The sequence below is a fragment of the Thioalbus denitrificans genome, assembly GCF_003337735.1.
In the GTDB taxonomy this organism is placed as follows: domain Bacteria; phylum Pseudomonadota; class Gammaproteobacteria; order DSM-26407; family DSM-26407; genus Thioalbus; species Thioalbus denitrificans.
In genome coordinates this window covers 150,584-172,543 of the sequence record NZ_QPJY01000001.1, presented here as the reverse complement: position 1 = coordinate 172,543, position 21,960 = coordinate 150,584, and the positions used below count along the sequence as shown (strand labels likewise).

Here is a 21,960-nt window from a genome sequence, read left to right as displayed (position 1 = left end):
TGCTGGCACAAACCCTGCTCCACTCCCGCTGCCATCCCACGGCCAACGACAAGAACGCAGGCGCCCGCGACAGCGGACTGCGATGGAGAGAGGGATCAACCATGGCGAAAACCGAAACCTTCTACGAGGTGATGCGACGGCAGGGCATCAGCCGCCGCAGCTTCCTCAAGTACTGCAGCCTCACGGCCACGGCCCTGGGGCTGGGCCCGGCCTACGTGGGCCGCATCGCCCAGGCGATGGAGACCAAGCCCCGCACCCCGGTGCTGTGGCTCCACGGCCTGGAGTGCACCTGCTGCTCGGAGTCCTTCATCCGCTCGGCCCATCCGCTGGTCAAGGACGTAGTGCTGTCCATGATCTCGCTGGACTACGACGACACCATCATGACCGCCGCCGGCCACCAGGCCGAGGCGATACTCGAGGAGGTGCGCAGCAAGTACAAGGGCAACTACATCCTGGCGGTGGAGGGCAACCCGCCGCTGAACCAGGACGGCATGTCCTGCATCATCGGCGGCCGGCCCTTCGTGGAACAGCTGCGCGAGGTGGCCGCCGACTGCAAGGCCATCATCTCCTGGGGCTCCTGCGCCTCCTGGGGCTGCGTCCAGGCGGCCCGGCCCAACCCGACCCGGGCCACGCCGGTGCACAAGGTGATCACCGACAAGCCCATCATCAAGGTGCCGGGCTGCCCGCCCATCGCCGAGGTGATGACCGGGGTCATCACCTACATGCTCACCTTCGAGCGCATCCCCGAGCTGGACCGCCAGGGGCGGCCGAAGATGTTCTACAGCCAGCGCATCCACGACAAGTGCTACCGCCGGCCCCACTTCGACGCCGGCCAGTTCGTGGAGGCGTGGGACGACGAGTCGGCGCGCAAGGGCTACTGCCTCTACAAGATGGGCTGCAAGGGCCCCACCACCTACAACGCCTGCTCCACGGTGCGCTGGAACGGCGGCGTCTCCTTCCCCATCCAGTCCGGCCATGGCTGCATCGGCTGCTCCGAGGACGGTTTCTGGGACAAGGGCAGCTTCTATGACCGCCTCACCGACATCCACCAGTTCGGCGTCGAGGCGAACGCCGACGCCGTGGGCGGCACCGCCGCCGGGGTGGTGGGCGCGGCCGTGGCCGCCCATGCCGCGGCCAGCGCCATCAAGCGCGTGCGCGAGAAAGGAGACGAGTAGATGACCACCACGACACCCAACGGCTACAACCTGGACACCACCGGCCGCCGCCTGGTGGTGGATCCCGTCACCCGCATCGAGGGCCACATGCGCTGCGAGGTGAACGTGGACGCGAACAACGTCATCCGCAACGCGGTCTCCACCGGCACCATGTGGCGCGGGCTGGAGGTGATCCTGAAGAACCGCGACCCGCGCGACGCCTGGGCCTTCACCGAGCGCATATGCGGGGTCTGCACCGGTACCCATGCGCTCACCTCGGTGCGCGCCGTGGAGAACGCCCTGGGCATCCAGATCCCGGAGAACGCCAACTCCATCCGCAACATCATGCAGCTGACCCTGCAGGTGCACGATCACCTGGTGCACTTCTACCATCTCCACGCCCTGGACTGGGTGGACGTGGTGAGCGCGCTCAAGGCGGATCCGAAGGCCACCTCCGAGCTGGCCCAGAGCATCTCCAGCTGGCCCCTCTCCTCGCCCGGCTACTTCCGCGACGTGCAGGGGCGGGTGAAGCGCTTCGTGGAATCGGGGCAGCTGGGACCGTTCATGAACGGCTACTGGGGCAACCCCGCCTACAAGCTGCCGCCCGAGGCCAACCTGATGGCGGTGGCCCACTACCTGGAGGCGCTCGATTTCCAGAAGGAGATCGTGAAGATCCACACCATCTACGGCGGCAAGAACCCGCACCCCAACTGGCTGGTGGGCGGGGTGCCGTGTGCCATCAACGTGAACGGCACCGGGGCGGTGGGCGCGGTCAACATGGAGCGGCTGAACCTGGTCTCCTCCATCATCGACCGCTCCATCGAGTTCGTGAACCAGGTCTACATCCCCGACCTGCTGGCGGTGGCCAGCTTCTACAAGGACTGGCTCCACGGCGGCGGGCTGTCGGCCACCAACGTCCTCTCCTACGGCGACATCCCGGAGCGGGCCAACGACAACTCGGCGGACAACCAGCTGCTGCCGCGGGGCGCCATCATCAACGGCAACTTGGCCGAGGTGCACGACGTGGACCTCACCGACCCGGACCAGGTGCAGGAGTACGTGGCCCACTCCTGGTTCACCTATCCCGACGAGAGCAAGGGCCTGCACCCCTGGGACGGGGTCACCGAGCCCAACTTCGAGCTGGGGCCCGGCACCAAGGGCAGCCGCACCCGCATCGAGCAGATCGACGAGAACGCCAAGTACTCCTGGATCAAGGCCCCGCGCTGGCGCGGCCACGCCATGGAGGTGGGGCCGCTGGCGCGCTACATCATCGGCTACTCCAGGGGCATCCCGGAGTTCAAGGAGCCGGTGGACAAGGTGCTCACCGACCTGGGGCTGCCCGTCACGGCGCTGTTCTCCACCCTCGGGCGCACCGCCGCCCGCGGCCTGGAGTGCGCCTGGGCGGCGGACAAGATGCGCCACTTCCAGGACAAGCTGGTGGCCAACATCAAGGCCGGCGACTCCAGCACCGCCAACGTGGACAAGTGGGACCCCTCCACCTGGCCGAAGGAGGCCAGGGGGGTGGGCACCACCGAGGCACCGCGGGGCGCGCTGGGGCACTGGATCCGCATCCGCGACGGGCGCATCGAGAACTACCAGGCGGTGGTGCCCACCACCTGGAACGGCTCGCCCCGGGATCCGGCCGGCAACATCGGCGCCTTCGAGGCGGCGCTGATGAACACGCCGCTGGCGGATCCGGAGCAGCCGCTGGAGATCCTCCGCACCCTGCACAGCTTCGACCCCTGCCTGGCCTGCTCCACGCATGTCATGAGCCCGGAGGGGGAGGAGCTGACCCGGGTGAAGGTGCGCTGATCGTCACCGCACGCCCGGGCGCACCCGCCCGGGCGTGCCAACCGGAAGGAGAACACCTATGCGGACACAAGCAAACCAGGTGGCCGTCTACGTCTACCAGGCGCCGGTACGGCTGTGGCACTGGATCAACGCGCTCGCCATCACCGTCCTGGTGATCAGCGGCTACTTCATCGGCAGCCCGCCGCCCACCCTGCCCGGCGAGGCCAGCGACCACTTCCTCATGGGCTACATCCGCTTCGCCCACTTCAGCGCCGCCTACCTGTTCGCCATCGGCCTGCTGGCGCGGCTCTACTGGGCGCTGGTGGGCAACCGCCATGCCCGTGAGCTGTTCCTGCTGCCCCTGTGGAGCGGGAAATGGTGGCGGGGGTTCTGGAACGAGCTCTCCTGGTACCTGTTCCTGCGCAAGGAGCCGCAGAAGTACGTGGGCCACAACCCGCTGGGACAGTTCATGATGTTCACCATGCTGGTGCTGGGGGGGCTGTTCATGATCGCCACCGGCTTCGCCCTCTACGGCGAGGGACTGGGGCGGGGCAGCTGGGCCGACACCCTGTTCGGCTGGGTCATCCCCCTGTTCGGCCAGAGCCAGGACGTGCACACCTGGCACCACCTGGGCATGTGGTACCTGGTCATCTTCGTCATCCTCCACGTCTACGCGGCCATCCGCGAGGACATCATGTCCCGCCAGAGCCTCATCAGCGCCATGGTCAGCGGCTGGCGCCGGTTCAAGGACGACCGCCCCGACTGACAGCCGGTCCGTGCGCCTCCCGTACGACCTTCCGCGCGGCGCCTGCCGCGCTTTTTTTTGCCGGCAATCCACCGGTTCGGAATGGAAGCATACCGTACATATTTACAACAAACCGGTTAGTCAAATTACACATGATGGCGGGGACGGTGTGTAGCGGCGGGTCAAAACGAGCCGCCAAACAGAGACATAGGCGCACACGGGAGCATTGGCCCGGTTCCTGCTCATACCTGATAAAAATCATAAATAAATAGCTGGATGGAGGATGTCATGCAGACCACCCCGAGGGTGCTCGTCCTCGGCATCGGCAACCTGTTGTGGGCCGACGAGGGCTTCGGCGTGCGGGCCGTGGAGGCACTGCACCGGCGTTACCGCTTTCCCCCCCATGTGCGCCTGCTGGACGGCGGCACCCAGGGCATCTACCTGGTCCAGGACGTGCGCGAGGCCGACATCCTGGTGGTCTTCGACGCCATCGACTACGGCCTCCCGCCCGGCACCCTGCGCATCGTCGAGGGAACGGCGGTGCCGAAGTTCATGGGCGCCAAGAAGATGAGCCTGCACCAGACGGGATTCCAGGAGGTGCTGGCCCTGGCCGATCTGATGGGCGAGTACCCCGCGCACCTCCTGCTCATCGGTGTCCAGCCGGTGGAGCTGGAAGACTACGGCGGCAGCCTGCGGCCGCAGGTCAAGGCGCAGATCGACCCGGCCCTGGCCATCGCGCTGAAGTACCTGGCCGGCTTCGGCATCGAGGCCAGGCCACGCTGGGACCCGGATATCGGGGCCCTCCACCTGCCCCACGCCGCCCTCGGCCTCGACGCCTACGAGTCCGGCCGGCCCACGTCGGCGGAGGCCTGCCGCAGTGGCGACCCCCGCGTGCTGGCCGGCGCCCGGCGGAGGGATTCCTGATGTGCATCGGCATCCCCATGCAGGTGGTGGATCCCGCCGGACCCTTCCACGCCTGGTGCGAGGGGCGGGGGGAGCGGCGCCTGGTGGATCTCATGCTGGTGGGCGGGCAGCCGCCGGGCGGCTGGGTGCTGGTGTTTCTCGACAGCGCCCGCGAGGCGATCGACCCGGAGCGCGCCCACCGGATCGGGGCCGCCCTCGACGCGCTCGACGCCGCCCTGCGGGGCGACCCCCTGGATCACCTGTTCGCCGACCTCGTCGACCGGGAACCTCAACTGCCACCGCATCTGCGATCGGAGAAGACACCATGAGCTCACCCCTGATCGATCGTCTCGTCACGGAGCTGGGCTACGCCCGCCTGGAAATCGACGACCTCGACCCCTTTCTGCACGCCCATGAGCACGTGGTGCTGTTCTTCGCCGGTGATCCCGGGCGCTATCCGGAGAGCGGCGACGTGGCGGTGATCCTCCCGGAACTGGTCAAGACGCTCGACGGGCGGGTCACGCCGGCCGTGGTGGCGGCCGGGGCCGAATCCGCCCTGCAGGGTCGCTATGGCTTCAGCGCCTGGCCGGCGCTGGTGTTCCTGCGCCGGGGCGCCTACCTGGGCACCATCACCCGGGTGCAGGACTGGGCCGACTACCTGGCCGGCGCCGAGCGCATCCTCACAGCCGAACCGGTGCGTCCGCCCACCATCGGCATTCCCGTCGCCACCGCAAACTGCCACTGAGGAGACGCCCATGAAGCCCTTTTCCATTCCGGTGGTGACCCTCGGTCCCGGCTCCCAGGCGGGTGCGGACGACGAACCGCTGGACTACCTGCCCCTGCCTCGCGAGATGACCACCTTCCGGCTTCCCGAGCTCCCCGGGGCGGAGGTCCTGAGCGCCCGCCCGCGGGCACGCTCGACGCTGCTGGAGATCCGCGCCACCCTGGCGGCCTGCCGCGCGGGCGACCCGGCCCTGGTGGTGCACCTGGACGATCTGGACGCGGAAGCCCTCCAGCTGGTGGACCAGGTGCTGGGCGAGGGCGAGGTGAGCATCCGCTGCGCCGGCCGCGAACCCCTGCTGGCACAGGAATCGGTGCTCACCGGGGTCTGGCGGCTTCAGCACCTGGACGCGGCGGGACGGGTCCGGTCCCATTCGGTGGAGGTGGGGGACATCCCCCGCGCACTGCGCACCCGGGCCTTCACGGGCGCCGATACCCACCTGGTCCCGGTGCATCGCGGCGAGCTTCCGGAGGGCGTCATCAATGCCCCCCCGGTCCTGGTGGAGCTGGCCGATCACGCCCGGGGCTACCGTGCGGGGGATCCCAACCACGTCATCAATCTCACCCTGCTGCCGCAGACACCTGAGGATCTCGCCTACCTCGAGACGACCCTGGGGACGGGTTCGGTGGATATCCTCTCCCGCGGCTACGGCAACTGCCGCATCACCTCGACCCGCCTGCGCAACGTCTGGTGGGTGCGCCATTTCAATTCCCAGGACCTGCCCATCCTCACCACCCTGGAGGTGGTGGACGTGCCGGCCGTCGCCTGTGCCGCGCGGGAGGACCTGGAGGACAGCCACGAACGCCTGCTGGAAATCCTGGAGGTGCTCGAATGAGAACGTCCGGTTTCGAGGGCTCCTTTCTCGGCAACCCCGAGCGCCTGGCCGACGGCGATCGGCTGGAGTGCAAGATCTGCTGGTTCGTCTATGACCCCGCTCTCGGCGATCCGGTGTCCCAGGTACCGCCCGGCACGCCCTTCAGCGCCCTGCCGATGAGCTGGCGCTGCCCCGAGTGCGACGGCGAACGCGACCAGTTCATGGTGCTGCGGGACTGATCCGATGGATCCGCAGGGCTTCGCCATGCACCGGTTCGAGGAACAGGAGACAGCCGTGCTCACCGCGGAGACGGCGCTCGGGGCGCTGCTGGGCGAACATTGTGAACCCCCCGCGCGTCATCCGGGCATGAACCGCCGGCAGTGGCTGCGCAGTCTTCTGGGAGGCAGACAATGAACGACCGTTCCGTAACGCCGGAAGGGTGCATCCGCCTGCGCCTGGCGATTCGCGCCGGTGCGGTGTGCCGGGTCGACCTGCACGCCGATCGGCCCCGGGCGGCGGAACAGTTGTTCCGGGATCGGCCGATCGAACAGGTGCTGCGAAGCCTGCCGCTGCTGTTCGGCGTGTGCGCCACGGCCCAGGGCAGCGCCGCGGTGCAGGCCTGTGAACAGGCGCTCGGCCTGCGGATCGATCCCGGGCACCGGGACGCGCGTGCCTTGCTGGTCGACTTCGAAAGTGCCCGCGAGCACCTGCTGCGGGTGCTGCTGGACTGGCACGCGGCACTGGGCGACACACCGCACGCCCCGGAACTGGTGTCTGTGGCACGGCTCAACCACGGTATCTCCACGCTGCTCTACCCGGAGGGAGACGGCTTCCATCCCGGCGGCGGCACGCTGCGGGTGCGCACCGCTGCCCTGCAGGAACGCATCGAGGGACTGACGGAAATACTGGAACGCTCGGTATTCGGCCTGCGGATCCCGGAGTGGTGGAAGATCGCCGGGAGCGATGCCCTGGCTGGCTGGGCGGCGGGCGGATCGACCGTGGCGGCCCGCCTGGTTCATCACATTGCCGCTTGGGGATGGTCCCGGCTGGGGCAGTCCGACATCCCTGCCCTGCCGGCAACCCCGGCCTGGGAACTGCACGCCCGCTTCTGCGGGGATGCCGGCTTCACCTCTCGTCCCAGCTGGAATGACACGCCCTGCGAAACCGGCGCCAGCACCCGCCAGCGGCACCTGCCGCTGGTCGCGGCGCTCGCGGCCAGTCACGGCAACGGCCTGCTTACGCGGACGGCGGCGAGACTCTGCGAGCTGGCGGTCATCCACCAGCGCATCGTCTCCATGGCCAGGAACCTGAACGGACGTTCCATCGATGCCGCTCCCCCGGCACCCGCCACGGCAGCCGGGGTCGGACTCGCCCAGGTCGAAGCCGCCCGCGGCCGGCTGGTGCACCGGGTGGAACTGGAAGGACCAAGTGTACGGCGCTATCAGATCCTGGCTCCCACGGAGTGGAACTTCCACCCCAACGGCGCGGTGGCGCGGGGGCTGATGGGCCTCCCGGCCGACGACCGGCTGGAGGAGCGGGTAGGGCTGCTGATCCAGTCGGTGGATCCCTGCGTCGGCTGGCGGCTGGAGGTGGTCGGCCATGCATGAGCTCTCCCTCTGCGAAGGGATCCTGCAGGTGATCGAGGAACAGCACCGGAACGGGGCGTTCACCCGGGTGCGCACCCTGTGGCTCGAGATCGGAGCGCTCGCGGGCGTGGAACCGGATGCCCTGCGCTTCGGTTTCGATGTGGTCACCCGCGGTTCGGTGGCCGAAGGCGCGCGCCTGGAGATCATCGAACAGCCGGGACAGGCCTGGTGCCTGCCGTGCGGCGCACAGGTGGTTGTGGCGGCGCGCCATTCCGCCTGTCCCCGCTGCCATAGCCACCAGCTTCAGGTCACCGGCGGTGAAGAGCTGAGAATCCATTCAATGGAGGTGGAATGATGTGCACGGTATGCGGCTGCGGGGAAGGCGAGACCCGGATCGGGGAGGGGCACCACCATGGACACCATCATGACGGTGATCCCCATGCTCACGGACATCACCATGAACACGCGCACCAGGCGGGCGCCGGGCTGCTCGACTACGGCGCCGGGCCCGCCCGCGCCCATGCCCCCGGGCTCAGCCAGGCACGCATGGTGCGCATCGAGCGGGATATCCTGGCGAAGAACGACGCCTACGCCGGGGCCAACCGCAAGCGCCTGGCCGAATCCGGCATCCTCGCCCTCAACCTGGTCTCCAGCCCCGGCTCGGGGAAGACCACGCTGTTGACCCGGACCATCGAACTGCTGCGCGACCGGCTGCCGGTTGCCGTCATCGAGGGCGACCAGCAGACGGCCAACGACGCCGAGCGCATCCGCGCCGCCGGCGCCCCGGCGCTGCAGATCAATACCGGCAAGGGCTGCCACCTGGACGCCCACATGGTCGGCCACGCCCTCGACACCCTGCAGCCGGAGCCCCACGGGGTGCTGTTCATCGAGAACGTGGGCAATCTCGTCTGCCCCGCCGCGTTCGATCTCGGCGAGGCCCACAAGGTGGCCATCCTGTCGGTCACCGAGGGTGAGGACAAGCCCCTCAAGTACCCGGACCTGTTCCACGCCGCCGACCTCCTGCTCATCAACAAGATCGACCTCCTGCCCTACGTGGAGTTCGACCTGGAGCGCTGCCTCGGCTACGCCCGCCAGGTGAAGCCCGGGCTCGAGGCCATCCCCCTTTCGGCCACCGGCGGCAGCGGTCTGGAGGCCTGGTGCGACTGGATCCTGGCGCGCCGGCACCAGCTCCTCGCCGAGAACATCTCTCATCTGGAACGGAATTTGGCTACATTGAAGCAACAGCTGCGGACGGACTGAACCCATGGGCGAGAAGGCCACCATCCTGGCGCTGGACGACGAGCCGCGCTCCCTGGAGACGCTGGGGCGGATCCTGGAGGACGACTTCAACGTCCTCACCGCCACCACGACCGGGGAAGCGGAGGCCATCCTGGCCCGTGAATGGGTGCAGGTGATCCTCTGCGATCAGCGCATGCCCGGCATGACCGGGGTGGAGTTCCTCAAGCGGGTCCGCGCGCTCTGGCCCGACGTGGTGCGCATCATCCTCTCCGGCTATACCGAGCCCAGCGACATCATCCAGGGCATCAACGAGGCCGGCATCTACCAGTACCTAACCAAGCCCTGGCACCCGGATCAGCTGATCCTCACCATCAACAACGCCGTGCGCCTGTTCCACCTCCAGCGCCAGAGCGATCTGCTGGCGCTGGAGATGAAGGTGGCCACCTCCACCCTGGAGACCCGGACCAGCAAGCGCCGCGAGGCGCTCAAGCGCACCTTCCGCTACGACAGCCTGGTACGCACCGCCGACAGCCCGCTGAACGCCACGGTCGACCAGGTCCAGCGCGTGGCGCCGTTCGACATCTCCGTACTCATCACCGGCGAGTCCGGCTCCGGCAAGGAGCTCATCGCCCGCGCCCTGCACTACAACAGCCTGCGCGCCGACGGCCCGTTCGTGGCCGAGAACTGCGGGGCGCTGCCCGATCAGCTGCTCGAGAGCGAGCTGTTCGGCCACAAGCGCGGCGCCTTCACCGGCGCGGTGGAGGACCGCGTCGGCCTGTTCGAGCAGGCCGACGGCGGCACCGTGTTCCTGGACGAGATCGGCGACATCTCGCCGGCGTTCCAGGTGAAACTGCTGCGCGTGCTGCAGGAGGGCGAGATCCGCCCGCTCGGCAGCAACCAGCGGCGCCGGGTCGACATCCGGGTCATCGCCGCCACCAACCGGGACCTGGAAACGGAGGTCCGCGCCGGTCGCTACCGCGACGATCTCTACTACCGGCTCGCCACCACCTCCATCCGCGTCCCGCCGCTGCGCGAACGGCGCATGGACATCCCGACCCTGGCCCGGGCGCTGCTGGAGCAGGCCATCGAGCAGCACGGCAAGCGGGTGCGGGGCTTCACCGACGAGGCCCTCGAGTGCATGCAGGCCTACCACTGGCCCGGCAACGTGCGCGAGCTGCAGAACGAGGTGCAGTGCATGCTGGTGATGGGCAGCCGCGATCTGCTCGGCGCCGAGCTGCTCTCGCCCCGCATTCTCCAGGCCATACCCGGCGACGAGGGCTGGGACGAGCCGGAGCCGGGCCTGGAACCCGGGGCGGGCACCCTGAAGGAGCGGCTCGACTCCCTGGAGGCGCGCATCCTGCGCGAGGCGCTCATCCGCAACCGCTGGAACAAGAGCAAGACCGCCCGCGAGCTCGGCCTGTCCCGGGTGGGCTTGCGCAGCAAGCTGGAGCGCCACGGACTGGAGAAGATCCAGCCCCTCAAGACCCGCAGGCGGGCCGGCGGCAACGGCGACTGAGCAGCCGTCCCCCGCCGGGCGGTATACTCCCGTCAACCCCGATGCCTTCTGGAGCAGCGCGTGGCGCAACCATCCGATCGGCCGGCCGGCGGCAAGGAGGTGGACCGCATCCCCGGCACCATCGCCTGCCTGGACACAGCCAACCTGCCCGCCACCCTCATCTCCACCGTCGGCAGCCACTGCGAGGTCTGGCAGCAGGCCGGCCGCATCCGGCGCGGCGGCGGCCAGGAGCCGCTCGACCTGGTCATCAAGAAGTTCCGCCAGCCGTGCGGCTTCCGCGAGGCCCGGGTCTACGCCCGCGAGTACCGCACCCTGCGCGAGGCGCTGGGGGAGATCATCCCGGCCACCCGGTTCGTCCACACCGAGGTTGACGGCGAGCCGAGCGTGGTGGTCATCGCCCGCACCCACACGCCCTGGTTCAACCTGGCCAACCCGGGCAACGAGGAGGAGGCGGTGCCCCTGCTGCGCCGCCTCGGCCGCGCCCGCGACCAGCTCCGCCGCTTCATCGCCGCCGCCCGCGGCTGGCACGGGGACCGGGATCCCCGGGTGATCGATCTGTTCGGTGTGGACAACCTGGTGCTCGACCGCGGCTACCAGCTGCGCTACCTCGACAGCTTCGGCGTCTTCTTCCACGAGAGCCTGCTCCACCTGCTGGCGGAGGTGGACGAGGAGCTAAAGTACAAGATCGACCTCTCCCTGCGTCGCCTGGACTACCTCGAGTACCTCCTCTCCGAGTCCGGCGGTTGAAGGCATTCGGCGCGGAAATGGCGGTTGCAAGTTCATCTGCATAACAACGCCGGGTTTACAGGCCCTGCCCGGCCGGATAAATCCGGCCCTACGCATTCCCGGTGATGGGTGACGGGTAATGGGAAGATGATCCGATCCTGAACACGGAACACGGAACACGGAACACGGAACACGGAACACCCTTATCCCTTAGTCCATCAATCCCATGAGAATTGCGCCCGCTCCGGCTATAATGGTCCGCTTTGCGGACGGTTCAGCCACAGGAACATCCACCGTGACCGATTTCAGCCAGCCCGCGGCCACCGGCCGGGGCCATGATGCAACCACTTTCCAGGGCCTGATCCTGGCGCTGCAGGACTACTGGGCGCGGCAGGGCTGCGTCCTGCTCCAGCCGCTGGACATGGAGGTGGGCGCGGGAACCTTCCACCCCGCCACCTTCCTGCGCGCCATCGGTCCGGAGCCCTGGAGCGCCGCCTACGTGCAGCCCTCCCGCCGCCCCACCGACGGGCGCTACGGCGAGAACCCCAACCGGCTGCAGCACTACTACCAGTTCCAGGTGGTCATCAAGCCCTCGCCGCTGGACATCCAGGAGCTCTACCTCGGCTCGCTGCGGGAGCTGGGCATCGACCCGCTGGTGCACGACATCCGCTTCGTGGAGGACAACTGGGAATCGCCCACCCTGGGCGCCTGGGGCCTCGGCTGGGAGGTGTGGCTCAACGGCATGGAGGTGACCCAGTTCACCTACTTCCAGCAGGTGGGCGGCATCGACTGCGACCCGGTCATGGGCGAGATCACCTACGGCCTGGAGCGCATCGCCATGTACCTGCAGGGGGTGGAGAACGTCTTCGACCTGGTCTGGACCGACGGTCCCCTGGGCAAGGTCTACTACCGCGACGTGTTCCACCAGAACGAGGTGGAGCAGTCCACCTACAACTTCGAGCAGGCGAACGTGGAGAGCCTGTTCGGCTGGTTCGACAACTGCGAGCGCGAGAGCCAGCGCCTGATCGAGGCCGGCCTGCCGCTGCCCGCCTACGAGCAGGTGCTCAAGGCCTCCCACACCTTCAACCTCCTGGACGCCCGCCACGCCATCTCGGTGACCGAGCGCCAGCGCTACATCCTGCGCGTGCGCGCCCTGGCCCGGGCCGTGGCCCAGGCCTACTACGACGCCCGCGAGGCGCTGGGCTTCCCCATGCTGGCCCAGGCCAAGGAGGCCGCCCATGGCTGACACCCGCGACCTGCTCATCGAGATAGGGACCGAGGAGCTGCCGCCCAAGGCCCTGCGGCGTCTCTCCCAGGCCTTCGCCGCGGGCATCACCGCCGGGCTGGCCAAGGCGGACCTGGCCCACGGCGAGGTGCTGACCTACGCCAGCCCGCGCCGGCTGGCGGTCCACATCCGCTCGCTGCAGTCCGCCCAGGCGGACCGGGTGCTCGAGCGCCGCGGCCCGGCGCTGCGGGCCGCCTTCGACGACGACGGCCGGCCCACCCGGGCCGCCCAGGGCTTCGCCGGCTCCTGCGGGGTGGCGGTGGAGGCGCTGGAGAAGCTGGAGACGGAGCAGGGCGCCTGGCTCGTGTTCCGCTCCCAGCAGCCCGGCCAGCCCACCGCCGCGCTGGTGCCCGCCATCGTGGAACAGTCCCTGGCCGCGCTGCCCATTCCCAAGCGCATGCGCTGGGGCAGCCTCAAGGTGGAATTCGTGCGCCCGGTGCACTGGGTGGTCCTGCTGTTCGGCGACGAGGTCATCGACGCCGAGGTGCTGGGCATCCGCGCCGGCCGCGAGACCCGCGGCCACCGCTTCCTGCACCCCGGCGCCCTCTACCTGGGCGAGCCGGAGGCCTACGCGCCGCTGCTGGAGACCGAGGGCCACGTGCTGGCCGACTTCGATGCCCGCCGCGAAGCCATCCGCGCCCAGGTGCTGGAGGCGGGCGTCGCCGCCGGCGGCCGGGCGGTGGTGGACGAGGCGCTGCTCGACGAGGTCACCGCCCTGGTGGAATGGCCCCGCGCCCTGGCGGTGCCGTTCGAGGAGCGTTTCCTGGAGGTCCCGGCCGAGGCCCTGGTCTCGGCCATGCACAACCACCAGAAGTGCTTCCACGTGGTGGATGGCGACGGCCGGATGCTGCCCAGCTTCATCACCGTGGCCAACATCGAGAGCCGCGACGAGGCCCAGGTGGTGGCCGGCAATGCGCGGGTCATGCGTGCGCGCCTCTCCGACGCCGATTTCTTCTACCGCACCGATCTCGACACCCCGCTGGCCGATCGCCTCGATTCCCTGCGCAGCGTGGTGTTCCAGCAGCAGCTGGGCAGCCTGTTCGACAAGGCCGAGCGGGTGGGGCGGCTGGCCGCCCACATCGCCGATCGCCTGGGGTTCGATCCCGACAACGCCCGTCGCGCCGGCATGCTCTCCAAGTGCGACCTGATGACCAGCATGGTGGGCGAGTTCCCCGAGCTGCAGGGCATCATGGGCGAGTACTACGCCGCCCACGCCCATGAGCCCGGCGACGTGCCGCGGGCGCTGAACGAGCAGTACATGCCGCGCTTCTCCGGCGACGCCCTGCCGTCCACCGACAGCGGGCGGGCGGTGGCCATCGCCGACAAGCTCGACACCCTGGTGGGCATTTTCGGCATCGGCCAGCCACCGAGCGGCGACAAGGACCCCTTCGCCCTGCGCCGGGCCGCCGTCGGCGTCCTGCGCATCCTCGTCGAGGGCGGGCTCCCCCTGGACCTGACCTGGGCCCTGGCCGAAGCCCGCGGCGGCTACGACGGCCGCATCAGCGCGCCCGACGTGGAGGAGCAGGTCTTCACCTTCATGCTCGAGCGACTGCGCGCCTGGTACCAGGAGGAGGGCGTGCGGCCCGACGTATTCGAGGCGGTGCTCGCCACCCGCCCGGTCCGCCCGCTGGACTTTCACCACCGGATACACGCGGTGGCCGCGTTCCGGGAGCTGCCCGAGGCGGAGAGCCTGGCCGCGGCCAACAAGCGGGTGCACAACATCCTCAAGAAGACCGAGGAGGCGATCCCCGCTGCGGTTGACGCCGGGCGGCTGGTGGAGAGCGCCGAGCGCGAGCTCGCCGACCAGGTCGCCGCCCAGCGCGAGGCGGTCCGGCCGCTGCTGGACAACGGCGACTACACCGAGGCCCTGCGCCGGCTCGCCGGTCTGCGCGCCGCGGTGGATGCCTTCTTCGACCAGGTGCTGGTGATGGCCGAGGACCCGGCCGTGCGCGCCAACCGGCTGGCGCTGCTCAGCGGCCTGCGCGGGCTGTTCCTTGAGGTGGCCGACATCTCACGCCTGCAGTCCTGATTGAATGTGAGCACTTACAAACCTGACAAGCCAGAAGACTGGGCCGCCATGCTGGCGGCGGTCCAGGCCTTTCACGACAAGCACCGGTTCCGGGAGACGGGCGGCGAGGAGCTCACCTACCGCGTGGCGCTGATGGCCGAGGAGCTGGGCGAGATCTCCGCCTGCGTCTCCAAGGGCAAGCCGAAGGCGGAGCTGGCGGAGGAGGTGGCCGACCTGCTCATCCTGGTCATGGGCACGGCCATCGCCGCGGAGTTCGACCTCAACGCCGCCTTCTGGGAGAAGATGGAGAAGCTCATGCAGCGCCGCTCGCGCATGGTCAACGGCCGCATCCGCGTCTCCGAGTTCAAGGACTGAACCCCTGTTATTGTCATCCGCAGATTACGCAGATTACGCGGATTGAATATCTCCGGACGGGAGCACTGCCGCATTCCGGAACGGCCTATGCTCCCCTGAGTGATCGGCCACTCCCTTCAGGCAAGGCAACGCATGTTAGTGTACTGCGAGCCATCCTTGCCCCTGACCATATAGAATCTGCGTAATCTGCGTAATCTGCGTAATCTGCGTAATCTGCGTAATCTGCGGTTAAAACCAATCACATGAAGCTCATCATTCTCGATCGCGACGGGGTCATCAACGAGGACTCGGACGCCTACATCAAGTCGCCGGAGGAGTGGGTGCCGATACCCGGCAGCCTCGAGGCCATCGCCCGGCTCAACCGCGCCGGCTGGACCGTGGCCGTGGCCACCAACCAGTCGGGGGTGGGCCGGGGACTCTACGACCGCGCCACCCTGGACCGGATTCACGCCCGGATGAACGCCGCGCTGGCCGCCGCCGGCGGTCGTGTCGACGCCCTCTACTACTGCCCCCACACTCCCGAGGATCACTGCACCTGCCGCAAGCCGCTGCCCGGCCTGCTGGAGTCCATCGCCCGCCATTACGGCGTCAGCCTGGCCGGGGTGCCCGCCATCGGCGACTCGTTGCGGGACCTGCAGGCGGCGGTGGCGGTGGACGCCCGGCCCATCCTGGTGCGCACCGGAAAGGGTGAGCAAACGCTTACCAACCCCGATCTCCCCCCGGGCACCCCGGTCTACCCGGATCTGGCCGCCGCCGTCACCGGGCTGCTGAACTCCGAACCCGCTGCCGAAGACCACAGGGAGAACACGGCATGCTGATCCTGCGTTCCACCCTCTATGCGCTGGGAATGTGGCTGGCCACCCTGGTCTACCTGCCCCTGATCCCGGTGGCCCTGGTGCTGCCCGAACGGCCCCGGGTCTGGCTGATCGCACGCTGGGCCCACGCCATGACCGCGTGGCTGGAGCTGACCTGCGGCCTGCGCTGCGAGGTGGAAGGGGAGGAGAACATCCCCCCGTCGAACTGCATCGTCATGTGCAACCACCAGTCCGCCTGGGAGACCCTCTACCTGCAGCTGGTGTTCCATGACCCGGCCTGGGTGCTGAAGCGCGAGCTGCTCTGGGTTCCCGTGTTCGGCTGGGGGCTGGCCCTCACCCGGCCCATCGCCATCGACCGCAAGGCCGGGCGCAAGGCCATGCAGCAGGTCCTCACCCAGGGCCGGGCCCGGCTGGACGCCGGGCGCTGGGTGGTCATCTTCCCGGAAGGGACGCGGGTGGCGCCGGGCGTGCGCAAGCCCTTCAACATCGGCGGCGCCATGCTCGCCGCCAAGAGCGGCTACCCGGTCATCCCGGTGGCCCACAACGCCGGCGAATACTGGCCGCGGCGGGGGTTCCTCAAGAAGCCCGGGACCATCCGCCTGGTCATCGGCCCCGTCATCGAGACCGCGGGCCGCGGCACGGCCGACATCAATCGCGACGCCGAGTCCTGGATCCGCTCCACCATGGCCCGGATATCCACGCTTCCCGCGGATGCCGCGGAAACAAAGGCCGGAACCGCAGATTCGCGTTGATTGTCGTTGATTTGAACAACCGCTCACCAGCAGATAGTGAGTACTAACTTACAGCCAACGCCTTATAGCGCAAAGACTCGCTCCACGGCTCCAACGCTCACGACCAACCCAGAGCCGCTGCGCGGTTTCTCTTTACCAGGGCACGCCAATTCGGGGACAGTATACTTATTTCCCGGCGGCAGATTCTCCCTCTCCCCTAGCAGGCCCGGGTTTCGCCGGGAAATAAGTATACTGTCCCCGAATCCGTTAATCTGCGGTCACATCCAACAAAGCATCAAACATCGAGGTTGGCCACCGCCAGGGCGTTCTGCTCGATGAAGTCGCGGCGCGGCTCCACGTGGTCGCCCATCAGGGTGGTGAAGATCTCGTCGGCCGCCACCGCGTCCTCGACCCGCACCTGCAGCAGGCGCCGGGTGTCGGGATTCATGGTGGTCTCCGCCAGCTGCTCGGGATTCATCTCGCCCAGACCCTTGTAGCGCTGGATGTGCAGCCCTCGCCGCGCTTCGCTCTGCAGCCAGGCCAGCGCCTCGCGGAAGCTGGTGACGGGCTGGGTCTTCTCCCCGCGCTGGACATAGGAGCCGGCCTCCAGCAGGTCGACGATGTTCTCACCCAGGGCCGCCAGGCTCCGGTATTCGGCCGAGGCGAAGAACTCCGGGGTGATGCTCAGGCGGTGCTCCAGGCCGTGGGTCATGATATTCACCCACAGCACCGGCACATTCTTCTCCGGATCGCTCTCAACCGACAGCTGGTAGCGGGGCTGGCCATTGTTGGCGTCGCTGGAAATGAGGCGGCCCTGCAACTCCTGCACCCACTCCGCGGACCGGGCCGGATCCATCCACTGCTCGGTGGTCATGGTGGGCATGTAGATCAGCCGATCCAGGATCACCTCCGGATAGCGCCGCGACAGCCGGCGGATCATCGCCATCACGGTGCGATACTGGGTGGCCAGACTCTCCAGCCCGCTGCCCTGGATCGGCGGCGCCTCCGGATTCACGTACAGCGCCGAGTTGTCCAGCGCCAGGCTGGTAAGGTAGGCCTCGAGCGCCTCGTCATCCTTTACGTAGGTCTCCTGCTTGCCCTTCTTCACCTTGTAGAGCGGCGGCTGGGCGATATAGACGTAGCCACGCTCGATCAGCTCCGGCATCTGCCGGTAGAAGAAGGTCAGCAGCAGGGTGCGGATGTGGGAGCCGTCCACGTCCGCGTCGGTCATGATGATGATGTGGTGGTAGCGGGCCTTGTCCGGATTGTAGTCCTCGCGCCCGATTCCGCAGCCGAGGGCGGTGATGAGGGTTCCCACCTCGGCCGAGGAGAGCATCTTGTCGAACCGGGCCTTCTCCACGTTGAGGATCTTTCCCTTCAGCGGGAGAATCGCCTGGGACCGGCGATCACGCCCCTGCTTGGCGGACCCGCCGGCGGAATCACCCTCGACGATGAACAGTTCGGACTTGGCGGGATCCTTCTCCTGGCAGTCAGCCAGCTTGCCCGGCAGGCCGGCCACGTCCAGCGCCCCCTTGCGGCGCGTCATCTCACGGGCCTTGCGCGCGGCCTCGCGGGCCCGTGCCGCCTCCACGATCTTGTTGACGATGCTGCGGGCATCGGCGGGGTTCTCCAGCAGGAAATCGTCCAGCTTTTCACTCATGGTCGATTCCACGGCCGGCTTCACCTCCGAGGAGACCAGCTTGTCCTTCGTCTGGGAGGAGAACTTCGGGTCGTGCACCTTCACCGAGAGGACCGCGGTCAGGCCCTCGCGGGCATCGTCACCGGTGGTCGAGACCTTCAGTTTCTTGGCCAGCCCTTCCTTGTCGATGTAGCTGTTCAGCGTACGGGTCAGCGCACTGCGGAATCCCGCCAGGTGAGTGCCGCCATCACGCTGGGGAATGTTGTTGGTGTAACAGAAGATATTTTCCTGGAAACCGTCATTCCACTGCATCGCCACCTCGACGGTCATGCCATCTTCCCGCTCATGGCGGAAATGGAAAACCGTTGGATGAATCAAGGTCTTGTTGCGGTTCAGGTGCTCGACGAAGGAGCGGATTCCACCCTGGTACTCGAACACATCGGACTTGCCGGTCCGTTCGTCGGCCAGGGATATCCGCACCCCGGGATTCAGGAAGGAGAGCTCCCGCAGCCGCTTGGCCAGGATGTCATAGTGGAACTCGATATTGGTGAAGATGGTCGGGCTCGGATGGAAGCGAATCTCCGTCCCGGTCCGGTCGCTCTCCCCCGTCACAGCCAGCGGCTCCGCCGGGTTGCCCATGGAATATTCCTGCTCGTAGACCTTTCCGCCACGCCGGATAAGCAGGCTGAGCTTGTCGGAGAGGGCGTTCACCACAGAAACACCCACGCCATGCAGGCCGCCGGAGACCTTGTAGGAGTTGGCGTCGAACTTCCCGCCGGCGTGCAGGATGGTCATGATCACTTCCGCCGCGGATCGGCCTTCCTCGGGATGGATATCCACCGGTATCCCGCGTCCGTCGTCGCGCACCGTCACCGACTCATCGGCATGGATCACCACATCGATATTCGTGCTGTAGCCCGCCAGCGCCTCGTCGATGGAGTTGTCCACCACCTCGAACACCATGTGGTGCAGGCCGGTGCCGTCATCCGTGTCGCCGATATACATGCCGGGACGCTTGCGAACGGCATCGAGACCCCTGAGCACCTTGATGCTGGATGAATCGTACGTGGCGTTCTGCTGATCTGTCATAGGGATGCTCCGTGGACGAGTGCGTCCATTATATCACTGCTTCAAACCGGCCATGTTCCACGTGGAACAATCGCCTATCCACATCACGGGGGACATGATCCATGATGGATTCGTCCAGGGAGGTGACGAACAGCTGGGTCTGGAGTTGGAGGAGGTCCTGGAGCAGGGAAGCGGTATGCGCCTGATCGAGCTCCGCGGTGATGTCATCAAGAAGCACTATACAGTGTTTGCCCGTGGTGACGCGCAGATGATGCACCTGTGCCAGCTTGAGGGCGCTATTGAGATGCTTTTGCTGTCCCCGTGAAAGTATCTCCACGGCGGGCTTCGAGTCGGATTTTATGACCAGGTCCGAACGGTGGGGACCATAGTGGGTGTAGCCATGCTCCCGGTCCCAGTTGAGCGATTGTGTTAGCGCTTCCTCGAGTTCCTGACCACGGGGGTGTCCAGGCCGAAATTCTATCTCTATCGGACCGAAATCGTGTGCCTCAGTGGCCAGGTACGGCTCGGCAAAGGGAAGCAGTGACTGGATGTAGTCGCTTTTCATCTGGATGAGTTGCTTGCCATAGCGAAGCAACTCGTCGTCCCAGGCGGTGATCAACTGTTCGGAAAGTCCCTCCCTGAGGGCGCGATTGCGTTGTTGGAGTGCCTTTCTGTAGTGTCTCCAGGTCTCCATGAAGCGATGTTCCACGTGGAACACGCCCCAATCATTGAAGCGGCGGCGTTCGTTGGGCCCCCCCTCGAGCAGGGCTGGGACACCTGCCGCGATGATCTGTATGGGCAACCACTCGATGATTTCCGCCCGGCTCCTGGCATCCTGCCCACCGACCCTGAGAGTGAGGTCACCGGAACGCTGTCGTTCGATGCCGATATGAGTGGTCGTGTCGGTGGTTTCGCGATGGACCGTTGCTACCACCTGCAGACTCGTTGCGCCGTATCTGATGATGCTGGAAGGCTTGTTGGTGCGAAAGGAACGGGCCATGGCCAGGTAGTGTATTGCTTCCAGCAGGCTGGTTTTTCCGCTGGCGTTTGCACCCGTGACGAGATTGAGGTGCAGCGCGGGTTCCAGCCGGACATGCTCCAGGTTACGGAAATTGTCGATGACGAGTTTCTGCAGGCTCATTCCACGTCGTGTTCCTGCCGAGGCTCCATGGTGGTGTTGAGCCGCTGGAATGGGGGATGGTGGCGTGTCGGTGATTGCGTCCCTCGCTGCCGCGAACGCGTAACGGAAGGCCGCGTAGCCTGAATCCCGGCGCCCGGTGAGAAGGAGCGGTCTGAGTCACCGCGGAAGCACTGACTGCGAATATACCGACCTGGTGGTCGCGTCGGGACGATTGACGGGGGCATTCAGCATGCCTCTGCACGCGGCTTCCGTTGCTGGTAGTTCTCTCGTGCGGGATGCATCCCCCTTCACTAAATAGTAAGGGGCGCGTTCATCCCGCTTCGCCTATCCCCCATCAGGAGACTGTCTCATATATATAGCCGTCGGCCCCAACGGCAGGCGGCATCTTGCCGCTGGTTGCTTGAAAGACCGGACCAGAGGCGAACCCGGATGAAGAGCCGGGCGATTGACACCCGGCCATCACGGGTCCGGGGCACCCACCGCCACGACAGGCGGTCACCATCAGAGGCGCATGGGCATGACGACGTAACGGCAGCTGTCGTCACCGTCGGCCCGGAGATCGGCGCTGCTGTCCGCATCCTTCAGGGTGATCTTGATCGCGTCCGTTCCCAGGGCATTGAGCACATCCAGCAGGTAGCCCACGTTGAAGCCGATCTCGAGCTCATCCCCGCCGTAGTTGACCTCGATCTCCTCCTCGGCCTCTTCCTGCTCAGGGTTGTTGGCCATGACCTTGAGGGTCCCGGCGGAGAGCTGGAGCCGGATACCGCGGTACTTCTCGTTGGAGAGGATGGCCGCGCGCTGAAGCGCCTGGCGCATATCTTCCCGGCCGGCGACCAGGATCTTGTCTCCATTCTTCGGCAACACGGCGCCATAGTCGGGGAAGCGGCCGTCCACGAGTTTCGAGGTGAAGCTGAAGAGGGGACCGATGACCCGGATATGGTTGCTGCCGAGAATCACCTCCACCGGCTCGTCACTGGTTTCCAGAAGCCGGTGAAGTTCCAGTACCCCCTTGCGCGGCACGATGACCTGGGTGGCGGCGACATTGGAAAGCTCCATCTCCTTGTCGCAGACGGCCAACCGGTGGCCGTCGGTCGCCACGGTGCGCAGGAGGTCAGGCTGCGTCTCGAACAGCATTCCGTTCAGGTAGTAGCGCACATCCTGCTGCGCCATGGCGAACTGGGTGTGTTCGATCAGGAACTTGAGATCACGCTGGGGAGCCTGGAACCGGCTCGTGGCCTGGACCTCCTCCACGTTCGGGAACTCGCTGGCCGGCAACGTCGCCAGGGTGAACCGGCTTCTTCCCGTCTTGATCACGGCCCGCTGGTCCTGGACACGAACCTCGACCATGGAGTCCTCGGGCAGGTTGCGCATGATGTCCACGAGCTTGCGTGCCGGCAGGGTGATTTCCCCGTTTTCATCGGCACTATCAACGGTCGTGCGTGCAACCAGCTCCACCTCGAGATCCGTCCCGGTGAGGGAAAGCTGTCCATTTTCCAATGTAATCAATACGTTGGAGAGTATAGGCAAGGTCTGCCTCTTCTCCACAACACCAGCGACCAGTTGCAGAGGCTTGAGTAGGGCTTCCCGTTGGATCGCGAATTTCATGCGGCCTGTCCTGTGTTGTGTGATCTCACTGATTAATT

General features: G+C 66.9%; 22 protein-coding genes. 19 read left to right on the top strand and 3 right to left on the bottom strand.

Annotated features, from left to right (window positions below; all coding sequences use genetic code 11):
• Window positions 1–101 precede the first annotated feature (101 nt).
• The 19 genes from DFQ59_RS00750 (at window position 102) to DFQ59_RS00665 (ending at window position 16,490) form a co-directional block, all read left to right on the top strand.
• Complete coding sequence (locus tag DFQ59_RS00750; RefSeq protein ID WP_114277757.1) at window positions 102–1,175, top strand: hydrogenase small subunit; 1,074 nt, start codon at window positions 102–104, stop codon at window positions 1,173–1,175.
• Window positions 1,176–2,966, top strand: coding sequence for a nickel-dependent hydrogenase large subunit (locus tag DFQ59_RS00745; RefSeq protein ID WP_114277756.1), 1,791 nt, complete (start codon window positions 1,176–1,178; stop codon window positions 2,964–2,966).
• Window positions 2,967–3,024: 58 nt separating this feature from the next.
• A complete protein-coding gene (gene cybH / locus DFQ59_RS00740) occupies window positions 3,025–3,711 on the top strand; it encodes a Ni/Fe-hydrogenase, b-type cytochrome subunit (RefSeq protein ID WP_114277755.1) in 687 nt (228 codons plus the stop codon).
• A 267-nt stretch (window positions 3,712–3,978) separates the two neighbouring features.
• Window positions 3,979–4,614: a HyaD/HybD family hydrogenase maturation endopeptidase gene (locus tag DFQ59_RS00735; RefSeq protein ID WP_114277754.1), complete on the top strand. Its 636-nt coding sequence runs from the start codon at window positions 3,979–3,981 to the stop codon at window positions 4,612–4,614.
• Window positions 4,614–4,922, top strand: a complete 309-nt coding sequence (locus tag DFQ59_RS00730; RefSeq protein WP_114277753.1) for a HypC/HybG/HupF family hydrogenase formation chaperone — start codon at window positions 4,614–4,616, stop codon at window positions 4,920–4,922. Before DFQ59_RS00735 ends, DFQ59_RS00730 begins: the two co-directional genes overlap by 1 nt.
• Window positions 4,919–5,338, top strand: coding sequence for a thioredoxin domain-containing protein (locus DFQ59_RS00725; protein ID WP_114277752.1), 420 nt, complete (start codon window positions 4,919–4,921; stop codon window positions 5,336–5,338). Before DFQ59_RS00730 ends, DFQ59_RS00725 begins: the two co-directional genes overlap by 4 nt.
• A 10-nt stretch (window positions 5,339–5,348) precedes the next feature.
• On the top strand, window positions 5,349–6,209 hold the full coding sequence (locus DFQ59_RS00720; protein WP_114277751.1) for a hydrogenase expression/formation protein: 861 nt from the start codon (window positions 5,349–5,351) through the stop codon (window positions 6,207–6,209).
• Complete coding sequence (locus DFQ59_RS00715) at window positions 6,206–6,427, top strand: rubredoxin (RefSeq protein ID WP_114277750.1); 222 nt, start codon at window positions 6,206–6,208, stop codon at window positions 6,425–6,427. Before DFQ59_RS00720 ends, DFQ59_RS00715 begins: the two co-directional genes overlap by 4 nt.
• A gap of 4 nt (window positions 6,428–6,431) precedes the next feature.
• The gene (locus tag DFQ59_RS19675; protein ID WP_170141979.1) at window positions 6,432–6,602 is read left to right on the top strand and encodes a hypothetical protein; all 171 of its coding nucleotides are present in this window, start codon (window positions 6,432–6,434) and stop codon (window positions 6,600–6,602) included.
• On the top strand, window positions 6,599–7,795 hold the full coding sequence (locus tag DFQ59_RS00710; protein ID WP_114277749.1) for a nickel-dependent hydrogenase large subunit: 1,197 nt from the start codon (window positions 6,599–6,601) through the stop codon (window positions 7,793–7,795). Before DFQ59_RS19675 ends, DFQ59_RS00710 begins: the two co-directional genes overlap by 4 nt.
• Window positions 7,788–8,129, top strand: a complete 342-nt coding sequence (gene hypA, locus DFQ59_RS00705; RefSeq protein WP_114277748.1) for a hydrogenase maturation nickel metallochaperone HypA — start codon at window positions 7,788–7,790, stop codon at window positions 8,127–8,129. Before DFQ59_RS00710 ends, hypA begins: the two co-directional genes overlap by 8 nt.
• Window positions 8,126–9,034, top strand: coding sequence for a hydrogenase nickel incorporation protein HypB (hypB, locus tag DFQ59_RS00700; protein WP_342768403.1), 909 nt, complete (start codon window positions 8,126–8,128; stop codon window positions 9,032–9,034). Before hypA ends, hypB begins: the two co-directional genes overlap by 4 nt.
• A gap of 4 nt (window positions 9,035–9,038) precedes the next feature.
• The gene (locus tag DFQ59_RS00695) at window positions 9,039–10,529 is read left to right on the top strand and encodes a sigma-54-dependent transcriptional regulator (RefSeq protein WP_114277746.1); all 1,491 of its coding nucleotides are present in this window, start codon (window positions 9,039–9,041) and stop codon (window positions 10,527–10,529) included.
• 60 nt (window positions 10,530–10,589) lie between these two features.
• Entirely contained in the window at window positions 10,590–11,276 is a 687-nt protein-coding gene (locus DFQ59_RS00690; RefSeq protein ID WP_114277745.1) for a hypothetical protein, read from the top strand.
• A gap of 274 nt (window positions 11,277–11,550) precedes the next feature.
• Window positions 11,551–12,501, top strand: coding sequence for a glycine--tRNA ligase subunit alpha (gene glyQ / locus DFQ59_RS00685; protein WP_245937133.1), 951 nt, complete (start codon window positions 11,551–11,553; stop codon window positions 12,499–12,501).
• Window positions 12,494–14,569, top strand: a complete 2,076-nt coding sequence (gene glyS / locus DFQ59_RS00680; protein ID WP_114277743.1) for a glycine--tRNA ligase subunit beta — start codon at window positions 12,494–12,496, stop codon at window positions 14,567–14,569. Before glyQ ends, glyS begins: the two co-directional genes overlap by 8 nt.
• Window positions 14,570–14,575: 6 nt before the next feature.
• Entirely contained in the window at window positions 14,576–14,923 is a 348-nt protein-coding gene (locus DFQ59_RS00675; RefSeq protein ID WP_245937132.1) for a nucleoside triphosphate pyrophosphohydrolase family protein, read from the top strand.
• Window positions 14,924–15,165: 242 nt separating this feature from the next.
• Window positions 15,166–15,741 carry a D-glycero-beta-D-manno-heptose 1,7-bisphosphate 7-phosphatase gene (gmhB, locus tag DFQ59_RS00670; protein WP_114277741.1) on the top strand — a complete coding sequence of 192 codons (576 nt, stop codon included), beginning with the start codon at window positions 15,166–15,168 and terminating at the stop codon, window positions 15,739–15,741.
• Window positions 15,735–16,490, top strand: a complete 756-nt coding sequence (locus DFQ59_RS00665) for a lysophospholipid acyltransferase family protein (RefSeq protein WP_114277740.1) — start codon at window positions 15,735–15,737, stop codon at window positions 16,488–16,490. Before gmhB ends, DFQ59_RS00665 begins: the two co-directional genes overlap by 7 nt.
• A gap of 274 nt (window positions 16,491–16,764) precedes the next feature.
• Here the strand turns inward: DFQ59_RS00665 and gyrB are convergent, their stop codons facing one another.
• The 3 genes from gyrB to dnaN all read right to left on the bottom strand — a co-directional run bounded on the left by gyrB (window position 16,765) and on the right by dnaN (window position 21,922).
• Window positions 16,765–19,197, bottom strand: coding sequence for a DNA topoisomerase (ATP-hydrolyzing) subunit B (gene gyrB / locus DFQ59_RS00660; protein ID WP_114277739.1), 2,433 nt, complete (start codon window positions 19,195–19,197; stop codon window positions 16,765–16,767).
• A gap of 28 nt (window positions 19,198–19,225) precedes the next feature.
• The gene (gene recF / locus DFQ59_RS00655; protein ID WP_114277738.1) at window positions 19,226–20,317 is read right to left on the bottom strand and encodes a DNA replication/repair protein RecF; all 1,092 of its coding nucleotides are present in this window, start codon (window positions 20,315–20,317) and stop codon (window positions 19,226–19,228) included.
• A 501-nt stretch (window positions 20,318–20,818) separates the two neighbouring features.
• A complete protein-coding gene (dnaN, locus tag DFQ59_RS00650) occupies window positions 20,819–21,922 on the bottom strand; it encodes a DNA polymerase III subunit beta (RefSeq protein ID WP_114277737.1) in 1,104 nt (367 codons plus the stop codon).
• Between the last annotated feature and the right edge of the window lie 38 nt (window positions 21,923–21,960).